The organism is Neorhizobium tunisiense (genome assembly GCF_039631515.1).
In the GTDB taxonomy this organism is placed as follows: Bacteria; Pseudomonadota; Alphaproteobacteria; order Rhizobiales; family Rhizobiaceae; genus Neorhizobium.
The window spans coordinates 520,545-540,352 of record NZ_JBDIUU010000001.1; the positions used below are offsets into that span (position 1 = coordinate 520,545).

Annotated in this window: 18 protein-coding genes and 2 tRNA genes; 5 read left to right on the forward strand and 15 right to left on the reverse strand. The window is 61.3% G+C overall.

Going from position 1 to position 19,808, the window contains the following annotated elements:
• Positions 1–11 precede the first annotated feature (11 nt).
• Together argS and ABCW43_RS02760 are read right to left on the reverse strand one after the other, a co-directional pair.
• Positions 12–1,769 carry an arginine--tRNA ligase gene (argS, locus tag ABCW43_RS02755; RefSeq protein ID WP_345922021.1) on the reverse strand — a complete coding sequence of 586 codons (1,758 nt, stop codon included), beginning with the start codon at positions 1,767–1,769 and terminating at the stop codon, positions 12–14.
• Positions 1,770–1,831: 62 nt separating this feature from the next.
• Positions 1,832–3,049 (reverse strand): deoxyguanosinetriphosphate triphosphohydrolase, encoded by a 1,218-nt coding sequence (locus ABCW43_RS02760; RefSeq protein ID WP_345922022.1) that lies wholly within the window; start codon positions 3,047–3,049, stop codon positions 1,832–1,834.
• A gap of 136 nt (positions 3,050–3,185) precedes the next feature.
• Between ABCW43_RS02760 and erpA the strand changes: the two genes are divergently transcribed.
• Positions 3,186–3,515, forward strand: coding sequence for an iron-sulfur cluster insertion protein ErpA (erpA, locus tag ABCW43_RS02765; RefSeq protein WP_037084555.1), 330 nt, complete (start codon positions 3,186–3,188; stop codon positions 3,513–3,515).
• 82 nt (positions 3,516–3,597) lie between these two features.
• Positions 3,598–4,401: an exodeoxyribonuclease III gene (xth, locus tag ABCW43_RS02770; RefSeq protein WP_345922023.1), complete on the forward strand. Its 804-nt coding sequence runs from the start codon at positions 3,598–3,600 to the stop codon at positions 4,399–4,401.
• Between the two features lie 27 nt (positions 4,402–4,428).
• On the opposite strand, the gene exoR is transcribed toward xth, so the two are convergent.
• The 7 genes from exoR to ABCW43_RS02805 all read right to left on the reverse strand — a co-directional run bounded on the left by exoR (position 4,429) and on the right by ABCW43_RS02805 (position 12,613).
• Positions 4,429–5,223, reverse strand: a complete 795-nt coding sequence (exoR, locus tag ABCW43_RS02775; RefSeq protein ID WP_345922024.1) for an exopolysaccharide production regulator ExoR — start codon at positions 5,221–5,223, stop codon at positions 4,429–4,431.
• Between the two features lie 514 nt (positions 5,224–5,737).
• On the reverse strand, positions 5,738–6,868 hold the full coding sequence (locus ABCW43_RS02780; protein ID WP_345922026.1) for an OmpP1/FadL family transporter: 1,131 nt from the start codon (positions 6,866–6,868) through the stop codon (positions 5,738–5,740).
• Positions 6,869–7,225: 357 nt separating this feature from the next.
• Positions 7,226–10,057, reverse strand: a complete 2,832-nt coding sequence (locus tag ABCW43_RS02785) for a valine--tRNA ligase (protein WP_345922027.1) — start codon at positions 10,055–10,057, stop codon at positions 7,226–7,228.
• Positions 10,058–10,177: 120 nt separating this feature from the next.
• Positions 10,178–11,095, reverse strand: a complete 918-nt coding sequence (locus tag ABCW43_RS02790) for a DUF2497 domain-containing protein (RefSeq protein WP_345922028.1) — start codon at positions 11,093–11,095, stop codon at positions 10,178–10,180.
• Positions 11,096–11,364: 269 nt separating this feature from the next.
• Complete coding sequence (locus ABCW43_RS02795; protein WP_345922029.1) at positions 11,365–12,018, reverse strand: protein-L-isoaspartate O-methyltransferase family protein; 654 nt, start codon at positions 12,016–12,018, stop codon at positions 11,365–11,367.
• A 153-nt stretch (positions 12,019–12,171) separates the two neighbouring features.
• Positions 12,172–12,369: a hypothetical protein gene (locus tag ABCW43_RS02800; protein ID WP_255740646.1), complete on the reverse strand. Its 198-nt coding sequence runs from the start codon at positions 12,367–12,369 to the stop codon at positions 12,172–12,174.
• A gap of 170 nt (positions 12,370–12,539) precedes the next feature.
• Positions 12,540–12,613 (reverse strand) — tRNA-Cys (locus tag ABCW43_RS02805).
• Between the two features lie 269 nt (positions 12,614–12,882).
• Here ABCW43_RS02805 and ABCW43_RS02810 point away from each other — a divergent pair.
• Entirely contained in the window at positions 12,883–13,143 is a 261-nt protein-coding gene (locus ABCW43_RS02810; protein ID WP_345922030.1) for a DUF982 domain-containing protein, read from the forward strand.
• 177 nt (positions 13,144–13,320) lie between these two features.
• Here the strand turns inward: ABCW43_RS02810 and ABCW43_RS02815 are convergent, their stop codons facing one another.
• Entirely contained in the window at positions 13,321–13,605 is a 285-nt protein-coding gene (locus ABCW43_RS02815) for a hypothetical protein (RefSeq protein ID WP_345922031.1), read from the reverse strand.
• Positions 13,606–14,006: 401 nt separating this feature from the next.
• On the opposite strand from ABCW43_RS02815, the gene ABCW43_RS02820 reads away from it, so the two are divergent.
• Complete coding sequence (locus ABCW43_RS02820) at positions 14,007–14,663, forward strand: exopolysaccharide biosynthesis protein (RefSeq protein ID WP_345922032.1); 657 nt, start codon at positions 14,007–14,009, stop codon at positions 14,661–14,663.
• 10 nt (positions 14,664–14,673) lie between these two features.
• On the opposite strand, the gene ABCW43_RS02825 is transcribed toward ABCW43_RS02820, so the two are convergent.
• Complete coding sequence (locus ABCW43_RS02825; RefSeq protein WP_345923311.1) at positions 14,674–14,928, reverse strand: hypothetical protein; 255 nt, start codon at positions 14,926–14,928, stop codon at positions 14,674–14,676.
• A 192-nt stretch (positions 14,929–15,120) separates the two neighbouring features.
• Here ABCW43_RS02825 and ABCW43_RS02830 point away from each other — a divergent pair.
• A tRNA-Asn gene (locus ABCW43_RS02830) sits at positions 15,121–15,195 on the forward strand.
• Between the two features lie 193 nt (positions 15,196–15,388).
• On the opposite strand, the gene ABCW43_RS02835 is transcribed toward ABCW43_RS02830, so the two are convergent.
• From ABCW43_RS02835 to ABCW43_RS02850, 4 genes are read right to left on the reverse strand one after another with little or no spacing between them, the layout of a single operon-like run.
• Positions 15,389–15,841 (reverse strand): Rieske (2Fe-2S) protein, encoded by a 453-nt coding sequence (locus ABCW43_RS02835; RefSeq protein ID WP_345922033.1) that lies wholly within the window; start codon positions 15,839–15,841, stop codon positions 15,389–15,391.
• Complete coding sequence (locus tag ABCW43_RS02840; RefSeq protein WP_345922034.1) at positions 15,838–16,941, reverse strand: amidohydrolase family protein; 1,104 nt, start codon at positions 16,939–16,941, stop codon at positions 15,838–15,840. Before ABCW43_RS02840 ends, ABCW43_RS02835 begins: the two co-directional genes overlap by 4 nt.
• Before the next feature lie 5 nt (positions 16,942–16,946).
• Positions 16,947–17,999 carry an amidohydrolase family protein gene (locus tag ABCW43_RS02845; RefSeq protein ID WP_345922035.1) on the reverse strand — a complete coding sequence of 351 codons (1,053 nt, stop codon included), beginning with the start codon at positions 17,997–17,999 and terminating at the stop codon, positions 16,947–16,949.
• Positions 18,000–18,053: 54 nt separating this feature from the next.
• Positions 18,054–19,682, reverse strand: coding sequence for a GMC family oxidoreductase (locus ABCW43_RS02850; RefSeq protein WP_345922036.1), 1,629 nt, complete (start codon positions 19,680–19,682; stop codon positions 18,054–18,056).
• Positions 19,683–19,808: the final 126 nt, after the last annotated feature.

The following is a 19,808-nucleotide window of genomic DNA, read 5'->3' on the forward strand; positions in this document are numbered from 1 at the left end:
GGTGGCGATATCTACCGCATTTCTTCCGGTGCCGCGGTGCCCGTGATCCCAAGTCCTGACTTCAAAACAGAGGCGACAGCATGCACCAGCCCAAGCCTGGCAATACTCAATTCTCGGTTTTTATCGTTAACAAAGCGTAATTCCGGTTGTTCTTTACCTTTATTCCAGTGCGCATGGAAGAAACTTGCCAGATCGTAGAGGTAAAAAGCAAGCCGGTGCGGCTCCTGCGCCTGGGCCGCAGCCTCAATGATCCTGGGGTATTCCGCAAGCTTGGCTACCAGCTGCATCTCGTTCGGATCGTTGATCAGGCTGCTTGAGCCTTTGAGGTCGAGCGAATCAAAATCGAGACCCGGGAAGGCTTCCTTTGCCTGCCGGAACACCGACGAGCAGCGCGCATGGGCATACTGCACGTAGAAGACCGGATTGTCCTTCGACTGTTCGGTCACCTTGGCAAAGTCGAAGTCGAGCGGCTCCGAGCTCTTCCTGTAGAGCATCATGAAGCGCACCGCGTCGCGGCCGACCTCGTCGACCACCTCGCGAAGGGTCACGAAGTTGCCGGAGCGCTTCGACATCTTCACCGGCTCGCCATTCCGGTACAGTTTGACGAGCTGGCAGAGGAGCACGGTGAGCTTGGCCTTGCCGGCGGAGACGGCGCGCGCGACGGCTTCCAGGCGCTTGACGTAGCCGCCATGGTCGGCGCCGAGCACATAGATCATCTCGTCGTAACCACGATCGAACTTGTCCTTGAAGTAGGCAACATCGGCCGCAAAATAAGTATAGCTGCCGTCCGACTTGATCAGCGGCCGATCCATATCGTCGCCCACATCGGTGGAGCGGAACAGCGTCTGCTCGCGGTCCTCCCAGTCTTCCGGCAATTGGCCCTTGGGCGGCGGCAAGGTGCCCTTGTAGACGTGCCCCTTGAAGGTGAGGTCGTTGATCGCCTGGCGGATGCGCTGCGCGCCATTGGCATGCAATGCCCGCTCCGAATAGAAGACGTCGTGATGGACGTTGAGGGCTTCAAGATCGTCGCGGATCAGCGCCATCATCGCGTCGATCGCCTTGTCCTTGACGATCGGCATCCAGGCATCTTCCGGCATGGCGTGTAGACGCGGGCCGTATTCCTCTGCGAGAGCCTGACCGACCGGCACGAGGTAGTCGCCCGGATAAAGGCCCGAGGGGATTTCGCCGATCGTCTCTCCGAGAGCCTCGCGGTACCGCAGGAAGACGGACCGGGCCAGAACATCGATCTGGCTGCCGGCATCGTTGATATAGTATTCCTTGGTCACGTCGTAGCCGGCGAATTTCATCAGGTTCGCCAGGGCATCCCCCACCACCGCGCCACGGCAATGGCCGACATGCATCGGGCCGGTCGGGTTGGCCGAGACGTATTCGACATTCGCCTTTTTCTCTGCACCAACCTTGGAACGGCCGTAGTCCGTGCCCTCGGCAATCATCGAGGCGAGCAGGCGCTGCCAGTAAGGGGCGCCAAGACGGATATTGATGAAGCCGGGACCGGCGACAGAAACCTCGCTGACATCGGCATCCGTACGCAGCGCTTCGGCGATGATATCGGCAAGCGCACGCGGATTGGTGCCGAGCGGTTTTGCCAGAACCATGGCGGCATTGGTCGCCACATCGCCGTGGCTCTGGTCCCGCGGCGGCTCAACTGCGATACGGCTAAAATCAAGCTCGCTTCGCTTTTCCTTGATGATATCAAGGCTTTCCAAAGCGTTCTTAATTCTTGTTTCGAAGTCGGCAAAAAGATTCATGTTCAATCATCCCCGAGACGCGCCCGAGGACCCTTGCTGGCCAGTGTCATTGGTGGCGGTGCCTAGCGCAAATCCGGAGTCTGGTCAAACAGCTCCCCATGCGCCTTGATCGCAAACGTATCTGTCATTCCCGCGAGATAATCGCCCACGTGGCGCGCCCTCGCCGTCTCGCCGAGCCCGGCAATATGGTTGACCCAATAGTGGCTGCGCATCAGCGACGGATCATTCATATAGGCACTGAAGAGATCGGTGACGATCTGCGAGGCGCCAGCGCGGATGCGCATGATGTCCGGATGCCGGTAAATGCGCGAGAACAGCAGCTTCTTGATGCAGCGGTCGGTCTCGGCCATCTCCTCAGAGAACGTGGCGATGACATGCCCCGCGGCACGGACGTCGGCGGCGCTCTGCGGATCCACCTTGCCGAGATTGTTCTGTGCCACGTCGATGACGTCCTCGACCATGTGGGTGATCTGCCGGCGCATGATCTCATGGGCGAAACGGCTCGGTTCGAGATGCGGATAACGCGCCCTCACCTCCGCCATCAGTCTGGCGAGGAACGGAACCTCATCCAGCATCTCGAAGGTCAGCAGGCCGGAGCGCAGTCCGTCGTCTATGTCATGGGTATTGTAGGCGATATCGTCGGCGATCGCCGCGACCTGCGCCTCCAGGCTGGCATAGCTGGCGAGCTCCAGGTCATGCAGCTCGCAATAGTCGCGGATCGGCTGGGGCACCGGTGCGCTCGTCCCTTCACCAGTCTGGGTCAGGAGCGGACCATTGTGCTTGACGAGGCCTTCGAGGCTTTCCCAGGTGAGGTTGAGCCCATCGAAATCCGCATAACGGCGCTCCAGCTTGGTGACGATGCGCAGCGACTGGGCATTGTGGTCGAAGCCGCCATAGGGCTTCAGCATCTCGTCCAGCGCGTCCTCGCCGGTATGGCCGAATGGGGTGTGGCCGAAGTCGTGGACCAGCGCCACACCTTCGGCGAGATCCTCGTCGAGTTTCAGGGCACGGGCGAGCGCCCGGGCGATCTGCGCCACCTCAACCGTGTGGGTGAGCCTTGTGCGGTAATGGTCGCCGTCGGGGCTGATGAAGACCTGCGTCTTGTGCTTCAGCCGCCGGAATGCGGTCGTGTGGACGATGCGGTCGCGGTCGCGCTGGAATTCGGAACGCGTCAGGCTGCTATCCTCGGGAAACAGCCGACCTCGCGATGCCCAGGGATTGGCGGCATAGACCGCCCGCTCGCCACTGCCGAAACCCAGTGCCCTGGTATCGATCGTCATGCCGTCACCCGTTTGTTCATCCGCAGCCTGCCGCCCATTGACGTGCCCTTCACGTCTTCATACCTATAGTGAAGCTGTGCGCAATGCCGGTGACAGGAATCTCTCCGGGCCTTGAACCCGGCAGGAGGCGGATAATATGGAAACAAATGTAACTCTTTCGAATGCGGCGGCCAAGCGCATCGCCGAAATCGTCGGCAACGAAGCCGGCAAGCAGGCGCTGCGCGTCTCGGTCGAAGGCGGCGGCTGTTCGGGCTTCTCCTACAAGTTCGATCTCGCCGAGGCGCCCGGGGACGACGACGTGGTGATCGCCAATGGCGACGCCAAGGTGCTGATCGACAGCCTGTCGCTCGTCTACATGGCTGGCTCCGAGATCGACTTCGTCGACAACCTGCTCGGCCAGTCCTTCCAGATCAAGAACCCCAACGCGGTCGCCAGCTGTGGCTGCGGCACCAGCTTCTCGATCTGATAACCCTTCTTCCCACGCAGTTCGCCCTTCCCAACGCTTCCTCTTTCGCTAAAAGAGGAAGCGAACATGGAGGCAAGGGCCGATGAAGATCGCCACCTGGAACATCAACGGCGTCAAGGCGCGTATCGACAACCTGCGCCAGTGGCTGACCGATTCCTCCCCGGACATCGTCTGCCTGCAGGAAATCAAATCCGTCGATGAAACCTTCCCGCGGCTCGAGATCGAGGCGCTCGGCTATCACGTCGAGACCCACGGCCAGAAGGGTTTCAACGGCGTCGCGCTGCTGTCGAAGACCAAGCCCGACGAGGTGATGCGCGGCCTGCCGGGCGGCGAAGGCCCGGACGGACAGACGGACGAGCAGTCGCGTTACATCGAAGGCGTGTTTTCGGTGCCGGGGGGCGCGATCCGCGTCGCCTCCATCTACCTGCCGAACGGTAACCCGGCCGACGACCCGGTCAAATATCCTTACAAGCTCGCCTGGATGGAGCGGTTGCGCCAGCACGCGCAGAACTGCCTTCTACTTGAAGAACCGCTCATCCTTGCCGGCGACTACAATGTCATTCCCGAGCCGCATGACTGCTTCGACCCGGCCGTCTGGGCAACGGACGCGCTTTTCCTGCCGCAGACCCGTGCCGCTTTCCGCAGGCTCGAAAATCTCGGTCTCATCGATGCCGTCCGCGCCACGACCGACGCGACCAAGCTCTACTCCTTCTGGGATTACCAGGCCGGTGCCTGGCAGAAGAACAACGGCATCCGCATCGACCATCTCCTGCTATCGGCGGAAGCCGCCGACAGGCTGAAATCCACGGCGATCGAGAAACATGTCCGGGCCTGGGAAAAGCCGTCCGACCACGTACCCGTCATTGGTATGTTCGATTTTAGCTGACCGTCAAGAATAACGGCGAGGCGTCGGTTATTCGACGCCTCGGGCGAACTCCTGCGACAGGGCGACCGCACCGCGGCGATCCTCTTCGCCGACGACCGAGAATGCCTGTTCCTGCAATTGCTGCATCCAGATACATTCCTTGGCGGTGCACTTGTCCAACGCCGCGGTCATGAAGGCGAGCCCGCGCACCGTCTGGCCTTCCTGGAAGAGGACGTTGCCGAAAACTGCCATGGCGCCCGGGTGGCCGCTCTTGCGGGCCTGATTCAGCCATTTCTTTGCCTGCTGGATATTGGCGGTTCCGCCCTCGCCGGCCAGAATCATCCGGGCGAGCTGAAACTGTGCTTCCGCCACGCCGAACGTGGATGCCGCCTGGAAATAGAGTTGTCGCGCCTGCGACAGATCGGGCTTGACCGGGCTGCCGGGAATGCCGCGTCGATAATAGTTCGCCAATGACAGAAGCGCGTTGATGAAGAAGCCGGTATCTTCCGAGCCGGGTTCGACACCTTGCGATGCAATTTCGTTATAGATCTTGAAGGCCTCGAAATCGTCCTTCGCGACGCCGTCGCCATAGGCGTACATATTGGCTAGCGCCCAGCGCGAACCGGTATGGCCTTTTTCGGCGGCGTAGCGATAGGCTTCGACCGCATCTTCCTTCTGGCCGTTCTTATAGGCTTTGAAGCCGAACTTGAAGAGATCGAAAGGGCCCGACTCCTTCGTCACGCCGGACTTGATGTCGAAGGCCGCCGCCGATCCCGCCAAAATCGAGGCGAGCGACGCTCCAAGAAGCAATACTCTCATGGATCCAAAAACAGACTTCGACATGGTTCAGTTTCTTTCACTCCGCGCGCGACGACCCGCCGCAGCCCGAGCATCGCTCGCTGCCGGAACAAGATTTGTCCGGGGATATCCCGTGCCTGCTCCTCCCGAGAGACGAATGAAACTGTAGCCGCCGTTTTCGGCAAGACTAGGACCCAGAACCGCAACAATTGCGGCAGGACAGCACGGCATCAAAATCCGCCTGCCTGAGCGCAAAAAGCCCGGCTTTTCATAAAGAAACCCGCCCATGATACTCCAATTACGCGCCCCGCCCCCGCGTTCCGCGCCTGTTCTTCCTCTATCGCTGCTCCCCGTTTGTGGCGGGAAGTGGACAGAAACGCCCCTCGCAAGAGGCCTGACAATAGTCTCGAAAAAGTGTTGCTAAATCGTCACAAGACGGAATGACTAAATCCGGGCCGGCCGACTTGGACAACTGTTCAGAAACCGTGCGGCCGACAATCGGCGCCGGATAGGATAGTCTGGCTATCCATGCCCGACACCGATCTTCATCTCAGACTTCTTAGAACTTGATGTTGTAGCTGGCCGCCAGTGCATAAGCCCAGTCGCCATCTGCCGTGGCGTTGAAGCCCGCGCCCTTGGCGACCGATTGGCTACCCGAGGTCAGATAGCTGATACCACCTCCGACGCGGAGCTGACCCGGGCCACAGTCAATGGAAGCACCGACGCCAAGTGTCCAGGTGTCGGTCATGATGTCGGCGCCGCTACCGACGCCCTTGTCCCAGCGAACGTTAACCGTGCCCGCGATCTTGTCCGTGAACTGGTGACCGACGCCGCCCACAATGGTCCAGCCGTCACGCCAATTGTAGACGTCCTGGCGAGCCCCGAGAACATTAATGTTATAATTCAGCGTCTGCAGAACGCTCCAATCTGTCCATTCTACTGAACCGTAGACCAACCAACCGGGCGCGACACCGCTTTGCAGATTAAGCTTTACCGACTGAGGCAAGGAACCATAGCCAGTGGCACCAAGTACTGCCCCGCTGCCAGCCACAGTAAAATCGCCATCTGCCTCATGTTTGACTTGCGACCGATACATCAACTGCGCACGAAGCGCATATTCAGGGATGTCGTAGCCGATGCCTATGCGGTAGCCGAAGGCCGAATCGTCTTGGAGCCTGAGAGTTCCGATGTTAGCAACCGCTTCGTAGTCGAAATCCTGCATGAAACCGCCGCCGATGAAATGCAGCCGGCCCTTGCCGAGTTCGAAACTGACGTCGCATGTGCCGCCATACTCATTGGTATGGAACTTCTTGCTGCTATAAGCTGTTGGCGGGCTTGAAGCCAAATCAGCCGCTTGCGCCTGAGGGCCGTATTTCGAGTCGCCGCCGAACGGTCTTGTATAAGTGAACGCACAAGCAAAAGTATCCGAGAGACGCCCCATGACAGCGATATCCGGAATGAAATAATCCTGCGAGAAACGGCTGTCAGAAGCACTTGCACCGCTGATCGTATCGTATTTCCGATGTGGATTGACGTAGATCACACCGGCTTCGACCGCCACGTTCTTCCGCTCATACAGAATGTCCGTACTAGCCTCGCCCCAAGAGAAACCACCTGCGTGGGCCTGAGTTTGCCCGAAACTCGCCGCGGCAAGAGCTAGGAGGCTCCCCGTGATAAACTTGCTTACCATAAAATCTCCCACTCCCTGGTAAGTGACCGAAATCACTCTAGATGGTTCGCTCTAATTGACAACTTTCGGCTGTCCGGCGCTTCGCGGCGCAAACGCCCAACGGATTTACGTAAGCAAACCAGGAACCTGGGCTTTGATGCCGATTTCGGCACAAAATTGCTCTTTCTCTCTAAATGGATTCGGTAAAATTAGAATTTTATTATTTTAAGCCGGCTATCTGTGTCAATGTGGCAACAATGCGGCTTTCTGCAAGTGAGCAGTTGCACACATGGAAGACAGGACCAACAATGGTTGCGAAAGCGAAATGCCGCGTCCGTTTCCGGCGCGGCTATTCCCCTGATTCACAAATGAAGACCGTCAGCCAGCTTCGCTGATGCGCAGCAGAGCGGTCTTCAGGTTCGCCATCTGAACTTCGAGCTCCGCGAAGCGTTCGCGCTCGGCAGCAACCACCTCGGGATCGGCATTGGCGACGAACCTCTCGTTGGCCAGTTTCTTGCCGATACGGTCCATCTCGGCCTCGGTCTTGCCGACTGCCTTCTCGATGCGCGCCTTCTCGGCCACGAGGTCGATCAGGTTGCCGAGCGGCAGGCAGGCGGTTGCCTCGCCGACGACGATCTGGGCTGAACCCTTCGGCGCTGCATCGGCAAGCTCGATGGTCTCCACGCGCGCAAGGCGGCGGACGGCCGCCTCGTGACGGCGCAGACGCGCCTGGGTCAGCTCATTGGCGCCGACGACGATCAGCGGCGCAACGGCCGATGGCGGCACGTTCATCTCGGCGCGGGCCGAACGCAGGCCGGTCACCAGGTCGACCAGCCAGTTGATCTCCTCCGCAGCCGCCGGATCGGCGAATTCCGGTGCCGGCCAGTCAGCGTGGCAAAGCAGGCCGTCGCGCGTTTCCGTATGGGCCCAGAGTTCCTCCGTCATGAACGGCATGAACGGATGCAGGAGCTTGTAGGTTTCTTCCAGCACGTAGGCCGCACAGGCCTGGGCCTCCGCCTTGGCCTTCTCGTCTTCGCTCGCGAAGATCGGCTTCAGGAGTTCCAGATACCAGTCGCAGACCTGGTTCCAGACGAAACGGTAGAGCGAACCCGCCGCTTCGTTGAAGCGCTGGGTCTCGATCGCCTCCGTGACGTCGCGGATGGTCTCGGAAAGCTCCGTCAGGATCCAGCGGTTGACGGTCAACGCCGTCGTCTCCGGCAGGAAGGCCGGATCGCGCTTGACACCATTCATCTCGGCAAAGCGGGTAGCGTTCCAGAGCTTGGTGCCGAAATTGCGGTAACCGGCGATGCGGGCCGGATCGAGCTTCACGTCGCGTCCCTGGGCCGCCATGATCGCCAGCGTGAAACGCAGCGCGTCGGCGCCGTATTCGTCGATCAGGTCGAGCGGATCGATGACGTTGCCCTTCGACTTCGACATCTTCTGACCGTTCTTGTCGCGAACGAGCGCGTGGACATAGACGGTATGGAAGGGCTCGACCGGATTGCCGTCCTCGTCCTTCATGAAGTGAAGGCCCATCATCATCATGCGGGCGACCCAGAAGAAGATGATGTCGAAGCCGGTGACCAGCGTGCTGGTCGGATAGTATTTTTCGAGCTCCCTCGTCTGGTCGGGCCAGCCGAGCGTCGAGAACGGCCAGAGCGCCGACGAGAACCAGGTATCGAGCACGTCCTCGTCGCGGGTCAATATCTCGCCCGGCTTGAAATTCTCCAGGAGATCCTCAACGAGGGCCTTCATCGGGCCTTCGTGCGAGAGGTAATGCTGGATGGCGGCCTGCAGCGCCTCCTCCTCGGTCTTTTCAACGAAGACCTGGCCGTCCGGACCGTACCAGGCCGGGATCTGGTGCCCCCACCAGAGCTGGCGCGAGATGCACCAGGGCTGGATGTTCTCCATCCATTCGAAATAGGTCTTGTCCCAGTTCTTGGGCACGAACTTGGTGCGCCCTTCCTTGACGGAAGCGATCGCCGGCTGCGCCAGGGTGTGGGCGTCGACATACCATTGTTCGGTCAGCCTCGGCTCGATCGGCACCCCCCCGCGGTCGCCATGCGGAACCATGTGCTTGTGCGGCTCGACCTTGTCGAGCAGGCCTGCTTCCTCGAAAATCTCGACGACGATCTTGCGGGCGGTGAAACGATCCTGGCCCTCGAGACGGTCCCAGGCGCCGTGAAGAGCGGCTGGATGGTCGAGGCCTTCGAGGAAGTCCTCGTTGTCCTTGAGGGTGATCGTGCCGTCGATATTCATGATGTTGATGGCGCGCAGCCGTGCCCGCTTGCCGACCTCGAAGTCGTTGAAGTCGTGCGCGGGGGTGATCTTGACGGCACCGGTACCGGCGGTCGGATCGGCATAGTCGTCCGCAACGATCGGGATCCTGCGGCCGACGATCGGCAGGATGACGTGCTTGCCGACGATAGCCCTGTAGCGCTCGTCCTCGGGGTTCACCGCAATGCCGGTATCGCCGAGCATGGTTTCGGGACGCGTCGTCGCGACGACGATATAGTCACGCGTCTCGAATTCGGTCGCATTGCCGTCTTCGTCGAATGTGACCGGATACTGGTAGGTGACGCCTTCTTCCAGCGGATAGCGGAAATGCCAGAGATTGCCGTTGACCTCGTGCTGCTCGACTTCGAGGTCGGAGATCGCCGTCAGCAGCTTCGGGTCCCAGTTGACGAGGCGCTTGTCCTTGTAGATCAGGCCCTGCTTGTAGAGCGTGACGAAGACTTCCAGGACCGCGGCCGACAGGCCCTCGTCCATGGTGAAACGTTCGCGCGACCAGTCACAGGAGGCGCCGAGGCGCTTCAGCTGGTTGAAGATCAGGCCACCGGATTCCTCTTTCCATTCCCAGACCCGGTCAATGAAGGCCTCGCGGCCCATTTCGCGGCGGCCCGGAAGCTGGCGCTCCATCAACTGGCGCTCGACGACCATCTGGGTGGCGATGCCCGCATGGTCCATGCCCGGCTGCCACAGCACGTCCTTGCCGCGCATCCGCTCGAAGCGGATCATGATGTCCTGCAGCGTGTTGTTGAGCGCGTGGCCCATGTGCAGCGAACCGGTCACGTTCGGCGGCGGGATCACGATCGTGAAGGTTTCCGCGCCCGGCTTGGCGTTGGCGCCGGCGCGAAAAGCATCGGCCTCGTCCCAGGCCTTGGCGATCCTCGGTTCTACTTCTGCGGAATCATAGGTCTTTTCGAGCATTTCCTGACCCGTTTTTGTTCTTTGAGAGCTATCGGGGTGTAAATAGGATGGGGTGTTCCAAGTCAATAAAAAAGCCGCCCCGTCGCCGGAGCGGCCGTCTTGGTCGACCTCAAGAACGGTTTAGCGGCGCGTGCCGCGGGACACGCGTTCGATTTCCTCGCGCACGAGGCGCTCGACCAGCGTCGGCAGGTTGTCGTCAAGCCATTCCTGCAGCATCGGGCGCAGCATGTCGCCGGCCATGTCTTCGAGCGAGCGGCGCTCCATGCCGTTGAACACCGAGGCGAGCTCGCTGAAGGATTTTGCGACCTGGGCGCCTGCCTCGGCGGACAGCAGGTTCGCGGTCTCCTCTATCTTCGCCGGCAGGCTGCGCGGGGCCGGTTCTGCGGCGAGTTTCGGCTCAGGCTTCGGTTCAATCTTCGGTTCCGGCCGAACCGCCGTTTCAGCTCTGAGCGGGGCCGACAGCGGCGGGTCGAAGACCGGCATCATGACGCGCTGAACCGGCTCCGGCTGCGGTGCAGCCGTCTGCGAAGCCGGAGCGGCCTGCGTGACGGGGGCGGCCTGGGCGACCGGTTCGCGGAATTCGGGCATGCGCGGCATCTGCGGACGAAGCGGAGCCGGCTCCTGACGTGCCATCGGTGCGGGCGAAGACAACGTCTGTGCCGAGGGGGCCGGAGCCGGCGCAGTCGAGGCGGACGAAAGGCGCACCGTGCCGGTCTCCTGCTGGCGGGTCGAAGCGGCCCGGACCCTTGCGGCGACATCGGCGAGCGACAGTGTACGATCCTGCTGCGCCGTCTGGCCGGGCGATCCGGACGCGTAGTTCATCGGCTCGCTGCGCGATGGAGCGCCGCGGTCATTGGCAGCCATCTCGGGAACAAAGCCCGTCTCTTCGCCGTCTTCCATCTCATCGTCGCCATACACGGGGGGGAGCTGGCCGCTGGGCGCGTTCTCGGCATTCGGCTCATTGCTTTCAATGATCCGGCGAATGGACGCCAAGATTTCTTCCATGGAGGGTTCACGCGCTACATTTGGCTGAGCCATTTTCATCCCCGCTGTTACCGGCACTCGAATCGGCCCCGTGGAGGGTGAACCGAATCGACGTTACTCTAAGGTGTTGGGGGGGCTGGAAACAATGACAAGTGCCCCAGGCCTTCTACCGATACACAGTTTTGTTGGCCTTGTGAATCCCGTAAGTCACACTTGCCGGAAACAGGTGACACTGGCGTGAAATAAACAGATGGCACCGCCGGAAACGACAAAGGGGCCGCAAGGCCCCTTCCCGTTCATGCCGTTCGAACCGCGCCGATCGATCAGAACACGAATTCCTTCGCCTTGCGGAAGCCCGGAAGCGGCTTCACGGAGGCGTTGAAATAGGTGTTCTCGGAGATCGCACCCTGCTCCTTCACCAGCACCTTTGCCTGCGCGGCATTGCCATAACCGACGACCGCGACCAGCCGGCCGCCATCGCGCAGCTGTTCCAGAAGAGCGGAAGGCACTTCCTCGACGGCGCCGTTGATGAAGACCAGATCATAAGGGGCCTCGGCGGCAAATCCCTTTTCGAGCTCGCCGTTGACGATTGCAACATTGTCATAGCCGAGCGCGGAAAGCGTTGCAGTTGCCTGCGCGGCCAGCGCCTCATCCGCCTCCAGCGAGACAACCGAGCCGGCGATCAGCGACAGGACGGCGGTCGCATAGCCGCTGCCGGTGCCGATTTCGAGCACGACGTCGTCCTTGGTGATTGCCGCAAGCTGCAGAAGCTTGGCAAGCGGCGAAGCCTCCATAAGATAGCGACCGGGGGCAATTTCGATGTCCGTATCGATATAGGCGAGCGACTTTGCCTTTGCCGGCACGAAGGCTTCGCGCGGAACATTGTAAAAGGCCCGCAGAACCGAATGCGACGTGACATCGGTGGTGCGGATCTGATTTTCGACCATCTTCGTCCGTGCTGCTTCGAAATCCATCATTTCAGTCGTCCCAAATCATTCGGCGATGCGCCGGTTCACGCATGACCGTCTTACTGACGGCAAGACATGCTTTCAAGACACTGGCCGGTTTCGAAGCAAAAAAGCGCAGGAGACAGCCTCCCTCTCCGCGGGCGCAACCCTGGCGGGCCAGGCTCAAGCGTAGGCCGGCGGCGCTTCTTCCAGCTTGCGGATGGTCACGTAGTCCCGACCATAGGAGGAACGCAGGCTGTGGTCCTTGTCGAAGGCGGACTGCTCGGCGGAGGTCAGCGGGAACATGCCGTCGGCGAATGTGCCGGTGCCTTCGACCTCGTTGGTCGCCTGACGGTGTACGTTGATTATCCTGGTGATCATGCGCCTTCCCTCCGTTCCACCCCGTAATTGCTGAGCGGGCCTTTCTGTTCCGAGCCTAGGAGGAGAAAGTTAAAAATTAACCATGTTGCAGTGCACACAAAAACGCGTGGTAAATGCTTGGTATTAAAGCACGTTTGGATTTGAGGAATAGGTCCGCACAGAAGGGGAATTGGAGGCCTCGCCGAGAATCGAACTCGGGTGCAAGGATTTGCAGTCCTCTGCGTCACCACTCCGCCACGAGGCCGTCCGAACGCATAAAGAGCGAGTGGTGTCGGGCGTTTAGAACGAATCGAATAACGGCGCAAGCGGGTTTGGCCCGTTTGTCATTTTTTTCCTGCATGAGGCGAAAAAGGCCGCTGCCGACAGGTCGATAATCGCCTCGCAGCCGGCGCCCGGCGTACCCGGGGACGAGCGCCGGCGGCATCCCCGGGCGGGTTTCATAAAAAATTCACCAAACCCACGGAACCAAATCCGTCCGGATGAGTTCTCCACGCCGCAATGCAAGGTGTGGACATGACGAGTAGCGTAACTGAAACAGATGATGCCGTGTGGAGTTCCCCGGTCAGAGTACGCGTTGGATACGGTTTCCCCGAGACGATCCACGGGCCAAAAGAAGCCCTGGAGTACCTCAACTGGCGCTGGCCGGTGCGCGAAGGCACCTATTACATCAAGGCCCTGAAGGAATGCGCCGCCTGCCTGCAGCGCAAGCTCCCCCTGGAAAAGGTGCGGGAAACCTTCATTCTCGCCAGTATCGAAGCGAAGATGCTGAACTGACTTCGATCCGATGCGGGTTCATGAGGCGAAGCCTTCGGCCGGCGATGATTCAAATTGAACCTCGGTGTTTCTAACGCCGTAGCGGCGTGCGCAATCGTTGGTTCGCTTTCCGGCATTCCGCATGTAGGGCATCTTTTCATGACCCTGTTTTAAAGCCTGCCGATCGCACGGCGGCGCTTACGCCGGCCAGTAGTAGTCGGAACGATAATCAGCCGGAATGTCGGCCAATCTGGCGATGGCTTCGGCCACGAAACCGATCTGCATGGCCAGATAACGGATTTCGCGCGGCACCGGTATGCCGGTCATTGTTTCGCGATTGCGCCAGGTTTCGTACCCGGTCGACCTGATCCGCCGCTCGGCCTCGCGAAGCACGTCATCGCGGCTCGGCGTGTTGCCCTCAGCCAGATCGGCAGGCGTCGCCGCGCAGGCCACAAGCCCGCCCTCGATCACTCTCAGACCCATGTTCACCCTCGTCTTCAATCCCGGCAGCAATCCTAGTGATTCGAGGAGAGATGCGCCAGAGTCCCTGCGGTAACACTAAAGTAGCGACAGCTCAGCGACTATGGTACAATTAGGTTGTTGCCGGGTGGGGGAGCACCGGGCGGCGAACATGCGGTAGGAGGAGACCGTGCTGCAGTATCTGGAATTCATCACCACGCTCAATCCGGTGGTCCTGGCGGTCCTCGCAATCGTGCTGGCCTGCGGCGCGTACGATTATTGGGCACAGTCCTGATAGCCGACTGCCGGACTGCGTAGCCTTTTGATTTCATGAGACGCCGGGCGTTCACGTTTCCGGCAGGTTGTGGCTCGCGCCTTTGCGAGGACACGGTTTGTTGATATCCATGCCGCTCAATTGAAGCGGAATGGAGAAACGAAGAGTGAGCGCAAGCATCGAGTTCGACGATACCTCAACCTCGCTGAGCGGCACGCTGCGGCAGCTTATCGACGGCATCACGGGTCAGTCGGTGACGCTGCGCCAGTTGATGGATGCGGTCGGCGAACAGGGGCTGCTGCTCATCTGCGCCGTCGCCTCCCTGCCCTTTCTCCTCCCTGTGTCTATCCCCGGCGTCAGTACCGTGTTCGGGGCGGCGATCATCCTGATCAGCCTGGCGATCACCGCAAACCGGCTGCCGTGGCTGCCGAAGAAAATCCTCGACCGTGAGCTCGATACGAAGAAACTGCTGCCGGCGCTGGAAAAAGGCGTCAGCATCGTCTCGCGGCTGGACCGGTTCCTGAAGCCGCGCATCTCCGCCTTGACCACCGGGCGGCTCGTCAACCGGGTGAACGGCCTGGCGATCACGGTCGGTGGCGTGCTCCTGATGTTTCCGCTGGGTCTGGTGCCCTTCTCCAATACGCTGCCGGCGATCGCAATCCTGCTTCTGTCGACCGGCATGATCCAGCGCGACGGGCTGGTCGTGCTCGGCGGCTACCTCTTCAACGTCGTGACGGTGATCTATTTCGCCGTGCTTGCCTACCTGGCATTCAGCGCCGGCCAGGGTATCGCGTCAATGTTCGCCTGATCGGGCAGCCTCACGGCTCCCCGGTCTTGGACGCCCGCCGCCTTGCCCACCAGAGCGCCACGCGGCGCCGCTGACGCCGCACGAAGGGCAGATCGTGCGAGAGCACCAGGAAGCCCAGCGGCAGCATCCAGAAGCCAAGGATCGGCAGGAAGCCGAGCACACCGCCGGAAATCAGGCCGAGACCGACGACGACCCGGCCGATCCGCGAGCGCGGCATGGGAATCTGTGCGCTGCCGACCGCCAGCTTGCCGCTCTGCGGGTCCATTCCAAATCGCTTCGGTTTCCGTTCGCCTGCCACTCTCGATTATCCTCGCCGGTTCAAGGCCTTTCTTTGCCCGGGAAATGGGGCTTTACCGGGGATAAAACAATCAAGTTTGATTTTTTTGCAAAAACCGCTTGGCAAAAGCGAAAAGCATTTGTATTACCCGCCGCACACGCCGCGGCCCTTCGCGGATGATCCCTGGTAGCTCAGCGGTAGAGCATTCGACTGTTAATCGACAGGTCGCCGGTTCGAATCCGGCCCGGGGAGCCATTTTCAACAAAAGCGCGCTTTTTGGCGCGCTTTTGTCGTTTCAGGCCCGATAAATTCCGGCTTCTACTCCCGTCCCTGCCATACTGACCGGCGCGGTATCGGCGTCCGGACCTCGATGAGATCGTGATTCTTCAGCATTTTACACGGGGCCTGATCGCAATCCGGCTGCCGAACAAATCGGTGCTCGGTTCGCTCAGAGTTCCAAGACGAGATAGTCGTCATCGACGGAGATCTTGAAGACCTCCGCGCGATAGGTCCCCTCGACGAGCCTGGCGCCGTGTTCCACGGCGACGTCGTAGCTCTTGACCCTCGTCCGCGCCGGGTCGCACCAGGATTTTCCCGAACGCAGGTCGAATTCCCAGCCGTGCCAGGGACAGCGCACCAGCTCGCCGCGACGGCTCATCCTGACGACACCAGGCTCGTCGGACTCGAAGAGCGAGAGGAGCTTGCCCTTGCACAGGTCAGCCCCTTCGTGCGGACAGCGGTTGGCGATGGCCATGAACTCGCCCGCGACATTGAAGATCGCGATGTCCCGGCCTTCCACATGCACCAGCCTGGAAGCGCCCGACGCGATCTCGTCGACACGAGCGACTACGTGGCGGGCGGGCGGGCGCTTTTCCCGGGTCGGGTTCTCTGCCGTGCTCATTTCAGGCCAAACAAGTCCACCGCGTTGTCGCGGAAGATCGCGGAGCGCTCGGCCTGCGTCAGCGGCACCTTGAAGGCGAAGCGTGGGTCGTCGAAATCCCAGTGCGGATAGTCGGTCGAGAACATCAGCCGGCCGGTGCCGATCCAGCGCAGGATATCGAGGAGATGCCGGTTGTTCTCCGGCTCCTCGATCGGCTGGGTCGTGTACCAGAAATTCTCGCGCACATATTCGGACGGCTTGCGCTTCACATGCGGAACCTCGTCGCGCATGCGCTTCCATTCGCGGTCGAGGCGCCAGACGAGCGACGGCAGCCAGGAGAAGCCGCCTTCGACCAGCACGATCTTCAGCTTCGGGAACTGCTCGAACACGCCTTCGAGGATCATGCTCGATAGCACGGTCTGGAGGCTGTTGGAGGCGGCATAGTGCTCCTCCAGATAAAACGAGCTCCAGCCGGACGGCGTGTTGGGGCGGTAGCCGAAGGCGCTGGTATGCAGCCCGATCGGCAGGCCGTAATGCTCGGCCGCCTCGTAGATCGGCCAGTAGCGGCGGCGGCCGCAGGGTTCCAGCGTGCGCGGCGGCATGGCGATCTGCACAAAACGGCGGTCGGTGACGCGCCGGTCGATTTCCGCAACCGATTCCCTCGCGTCCTCCTGGGGTACGCAGATAGACGCTTTCAGGCGCGGCTCAGGTCCGGCAAACTTGTCGATCTGCCAGTCGTTGAGGGCCGCACAAAGCGCTGCCCCGAGCTCCTGGTTGAAGGCGACACTGCCGGCGGCGAGCGGCTGAAGGATGCCGTAGTCGATGTTGCACTGGTCAAGCAGCTGTTGCTGCAGGAATGCCAGATCCGATGCCGGCGGGCCGCCGTTCGGCGGCCAGGAATCGCGGCGCATGCCGTTGCCCGGCGTCATGCGCGGATAGGGCAGCGTGCCGAGCAAAGGGTTTGCCGTGCGCACCGCGAAATCCCGCACATGCGTTTTCCACCGTTCGGGCAGGTAGTCGAGCAGCTGGTCCGGCCGGGAGAAGGCCGGATGGACGTCGCAGTCCACGACACCCTGTGTCTGGGCTTTTTCCTGGCCGCGTTCGAGTACTGGGGTTTCCATGGGAATCAGCCTCCAAATCTCGGATAAGTAGCGAGAACGTTGTCGCGAAGGATCTTGTTCACCTTCGCTTCCGGCAGGCCCTCGGGCAGCACGTCCAGTCCCTCGAAATGCCAATGCGGATAATCCGAGGAGAACAGCAGCATATCATCGCTGAGCAGATGGTCGAGCGTCTTGGCGACATCCTCGACGTCGTCCGGTCCGTCGAAGGGCTGCGATGTCATGCGGATATGCCGGCGGATGATGTCGGCAGGCGCGTCCTTGACCCAGGGCACCTCGATGCGGGTACCGCGCCAGTCCTTGCTCATGCGCCACATCAGCGCCGGCATCCAGGTAACACCGGATTCGATCATCACGGCCTTCAGCTTCGGATATTTGACGAAGACACCCTCGGAAATCAGGCTCGCGACCTGAGTGGAGAAACCCTGCGGCTGCACCACATGGTCCTCGATCAGGAAGGAGTGGAAGCCGCTATGGCTCGGCGCATGGCGGAAATTCGATCCCGCATGAATGCCGATCGGCAGGCCGTGTTTTTCGGCCGCCTCGTAGATCGGCCAGTAGGTGCGCCGGCCGAGCGGAAGCTCGGTCATCGCGAGCGTCAGGACCTGCACGAAGCGCTTGTCCTCGGCGCGACGCTCGATCTCCTCGACCGCGGCCTCGACATTCTGGAACGGCACCAGCATCGATGCCCTGAGGCGCCTATCGCGGCTCAGCCACTTGTCGGCGAGCCAGTCGTTGGTGGCGCGGCATATGGCGGCTGCGAGGTAAGGATCGAACAGGGCGTGGGCGCCCGAAACCACGTTGAGGATGGCGCCTTCGAGGCCGAGCGGGTCAAGAAGGTTCTTCTGCATCTGCGCGAGCGGATCACCACTCCACGTCCAGTCCGGACGCATATAGGGACGCGTTCGCTCGGGGTATCCCATCAGCTCCAGCACGTCGACTTCGCGTGAAGTGACGATCTCCTGCCAGTAGTCGTCGAGATAGGGAATGAGGTCGGCGCGACGCGGTGTCGGCGGATGGACGTCGCAATCGATCGCCCCGGCGGTTTCGAATCTAGCCATTTTCGTATGCGTCTCGCTCATCGTTGACATCTGTGCTGCTTTCCTGAGCCCGGCTCATGCCGCCTGCGCCCCCGCCTTTTCCTCGCGGATGAAATCCGCCGCCTTTTCCGCGATCATCACGGTCGGGGCCTGGGTATTGCCGGAAACGATGGTTGGCATGATCGAGGCGTCGATAACGCGCAGGCCTGTGAGGCCGTGTACCCGCAGCCGGTCGTCCACCACCGCCATCCGGTCGCGGCCCATCTTGCAGGTGCCGACGGGGTGGAAGGTGGTATTGAGGGTTTGGCGGGCGTAATCGAGCATGTCGTCGTGGGATTGCACGGCTGCCGTCGGCGCGATTTCCTCCGGCTCGAAAGGGGCCATGGCGGGGCTCGCAGCGATCCTCCGGACTGCCTCGATCGACCGTATCAGGATCTCCCGGTCGGCCTCCTCTTTCAGGAAATTATGCAGGATGCGCGGCTGGGCCGAAGGATCACTCGTCCCGACATGGCAATGACCGCGGCTTTCCGGCCTGAGGATGCAGGCCGACGAGGTAATGCCCGGAAACGGATGCATGGCGCCGCCGAAACTCGGCGAGGTGGAGCCTGAGACGTGGATCTGGATTTCCGGCGCCGGCGCATCCGGCGTGGTCTTGAGAAAGGCGCCCAATAGCGTCGGCGAACCGCCGAGCGGCCCGCGTTTGGTCGCAAGATACTGCATGCCGAGCAGCATCCTCCCGAGCCGCGTACGGGCGCGGGTATTCAGCGTATGGGTGTTGTAAAGACGGTGCTGTACCCGGATGTGCCAGTGGTCCTGCAGGTTTTCGCCGACACCCGGCAATGCGTGAAAAACCTCTATCCCGGCAGATGCGAGCACATCCGGCGCACCGACACCGGAGCGTTCGAGAATGGCCGGCGAGCTATAGGCTCCGGCCGACAGAATGACCTCGCGCCCGGCCCTCGCCTCCTTGGCCTGGCCGTCGAGGCTGAACATGACGCCGCTGGCCCGGCTGCCGTCGAAAGTGACGCGATCGACCAGTGCGCCGGTGACGACGGTCAGGTTGCGGCGTTTGCGGACCGGATCGAGAAATGCGCGGGCGGTGGAATGGCGCATACCGTTCCTGATGGTGGCGACGAAGAAGGCGACGCCTTCATTGTCGCCGGAATTGTAGTCGGCGGCGGCGGGGATACCCTGCTCTATCGCCGCCCGGCGATAGGCCTCCAGGGCCTCCCAGCGCACATTGGGATCGGAAACCGCCCATTCGCCCTGCGTGCCGTGAACCTCCGAATCGTCCCGATGGAAGGTTTCGGAGCGCTTGAAATAGGGCAGCACGCTTTCCCAGGACCAGCCGCGATTGCCGAGCTGCGCCCATTGGTCGTAATCGTAAGCATGGCCGCGCACATAGATGAGGCCGTTGATGGCGGAACTGCCCCCGAGCATTTTTCCACGCGGTAGTGCGAGTTGACGGCTGTTGAGATAGGGTTCGGGTTCGCCCTTGTAGAGCCAGTCATATTGGGGCCTGCCGATGAGATAAGCGAGACCGAGCGGCATGTCGACGTAGAAGCCCCGCCCCTCGCCGCCGCCCTCGATCATCAGCACCTCGACCGTCGGGTCCGCCGATAGCCGGTTGGCCAGAACGCAGCCTGCCGTACCGCCGCCCACGATGACGTAATCGTAGGTACGGGAATGCTCGAACGCACCCATGATCTCTCCTCCACTTTCCGCAGGCACCGCCGCCTGCCTCGCGGTTGCGGTGCCGGACCAAGCACCGAAAGAGCAAAGGACACAGCGGCCGCGCCATCGCAGCCTCCCATACAACCATGGCACATG

Coding starts and splice junctions, on each gene's coding strand:
- ABCW43_RS02815 (WP_345922031.1), bottom strand. CDS start 13,605: ATGGGTCTGAGAGTGATCGAGGGCGGGCTTGTGGCCTGCGCGGCGACG.
- ABCW43_RS02780 (WP_345922026.1), bottom strand. CDS start 6,868: ATGGTAAGCAAGTTTATCACGGGGAGCCTCCTAGCTCTTGCCGCGGCG.
- ABCW43_RS02840 (WP_345922034.1), bottom strand. CDS start 16,941: ATGGAAACCCCAGTACTCGAACGCGGCCAGGAAAAAGCCCAGACACAG.
- xth (WP_345922023.1), top strand. CDS start 3,598: ATGAAGATCGCCACCTGGAACATCAACGGCGTCAAGGCGCGTATCGAC.
- ABCW43_RS02810 (WP_345922030.1), top strand. CDS start 12,883: ATGACGAGTAGCGTAACTGAAACAGATGATGCCGTGTGGAGTTCCCCG.
- ABCW43_RS02850 (WP_345922036.1), bottom strand. CDS start 19,682: ATGGGTGCGTTCGAGCATTCCCGTACCTACGATTACGTCATCGTGGGC.
- ABCW43_RS02760 (WP_345922022.1), bottom strand. CDS start 3,049: ATGACGATCGATACCAGGGCACTGGGTTTCGGCAGTGGCGAGCGGGCG.
- ABCW43_RS02800 (WP_255740646.1), bottom strand. CDS start 12,369: ATGATCACCAGGATAATCAACGTACACCGTCAGGCGACCAACGAGGTC.
- ABCW43_RS02795 (WP_345922029.1), bottom strand. CDS start 12,018: ATGATGGATTTCGAAGCAGCACGGACGAAGATGGTCGAAAATCAGATC.
- ABCW43_RS02790 (WP_345922028.1), bottom strand. CDS start 11,095: ATGGCTCAGCCAAATGTAGCGCGTGAACCCTCCATGGAAGAAATCTTG.
- ABCW43_RS02825 (WP_345923311.1), bottom strand. CDS start 14,928: ATGGACCCGCAGAGCGGCAAGCTGGCGGTCGGCAGCGCACAGATTCCC.
- ABCW43_RS02820 (WP_345922032.1), top strand. CDS start 14,007: ATGGAGAAACGAAGAGTGAGCGCAAGCATCGAGTTCGACGATACCTCA.
- ABCW43_RS02845 (WP_345922035.1), bottom strand. CDS start 17,999: ATGGCTAGATTCGAAACCGCCGGGGCGATCGATTGCGACGTCCATCCG.
- argS (WP_345922021.1), bottom strand. CDS start 1,769: ATGAATCTTTTTGCCGACTTCGAAACAAGAATTAAGAACGCTTTGGAA.
- ABCW43_RS02785 (WP_345922027.1), bottom strand. CDS start 10,057: ATGCTCGAAAAGACCTATGATTCCGCAGAAGTAGAACCGAGGATCGCC.
- erpA (WP_037084555.1), top strand. CDS start 3,186: ATGGAAACAAATGTAACTCTTTCGAATGCGGCGGCCAAGCGCATCGCC.
- ABCW43_RS02835 (WP_345922033.1), bottom strand. CDS start 15,841: ATGAGCACGGCAGAGAACCCGACCCGGGAAAAGCGCCCGCCCGCCCGC.
- exoR (WP_345922024.1), bottom strand. CDS start 5,223: ATGTCGAAGTCTGTTTTTGGATCCATGAGAGTATTGCTTCTTGGAGCG.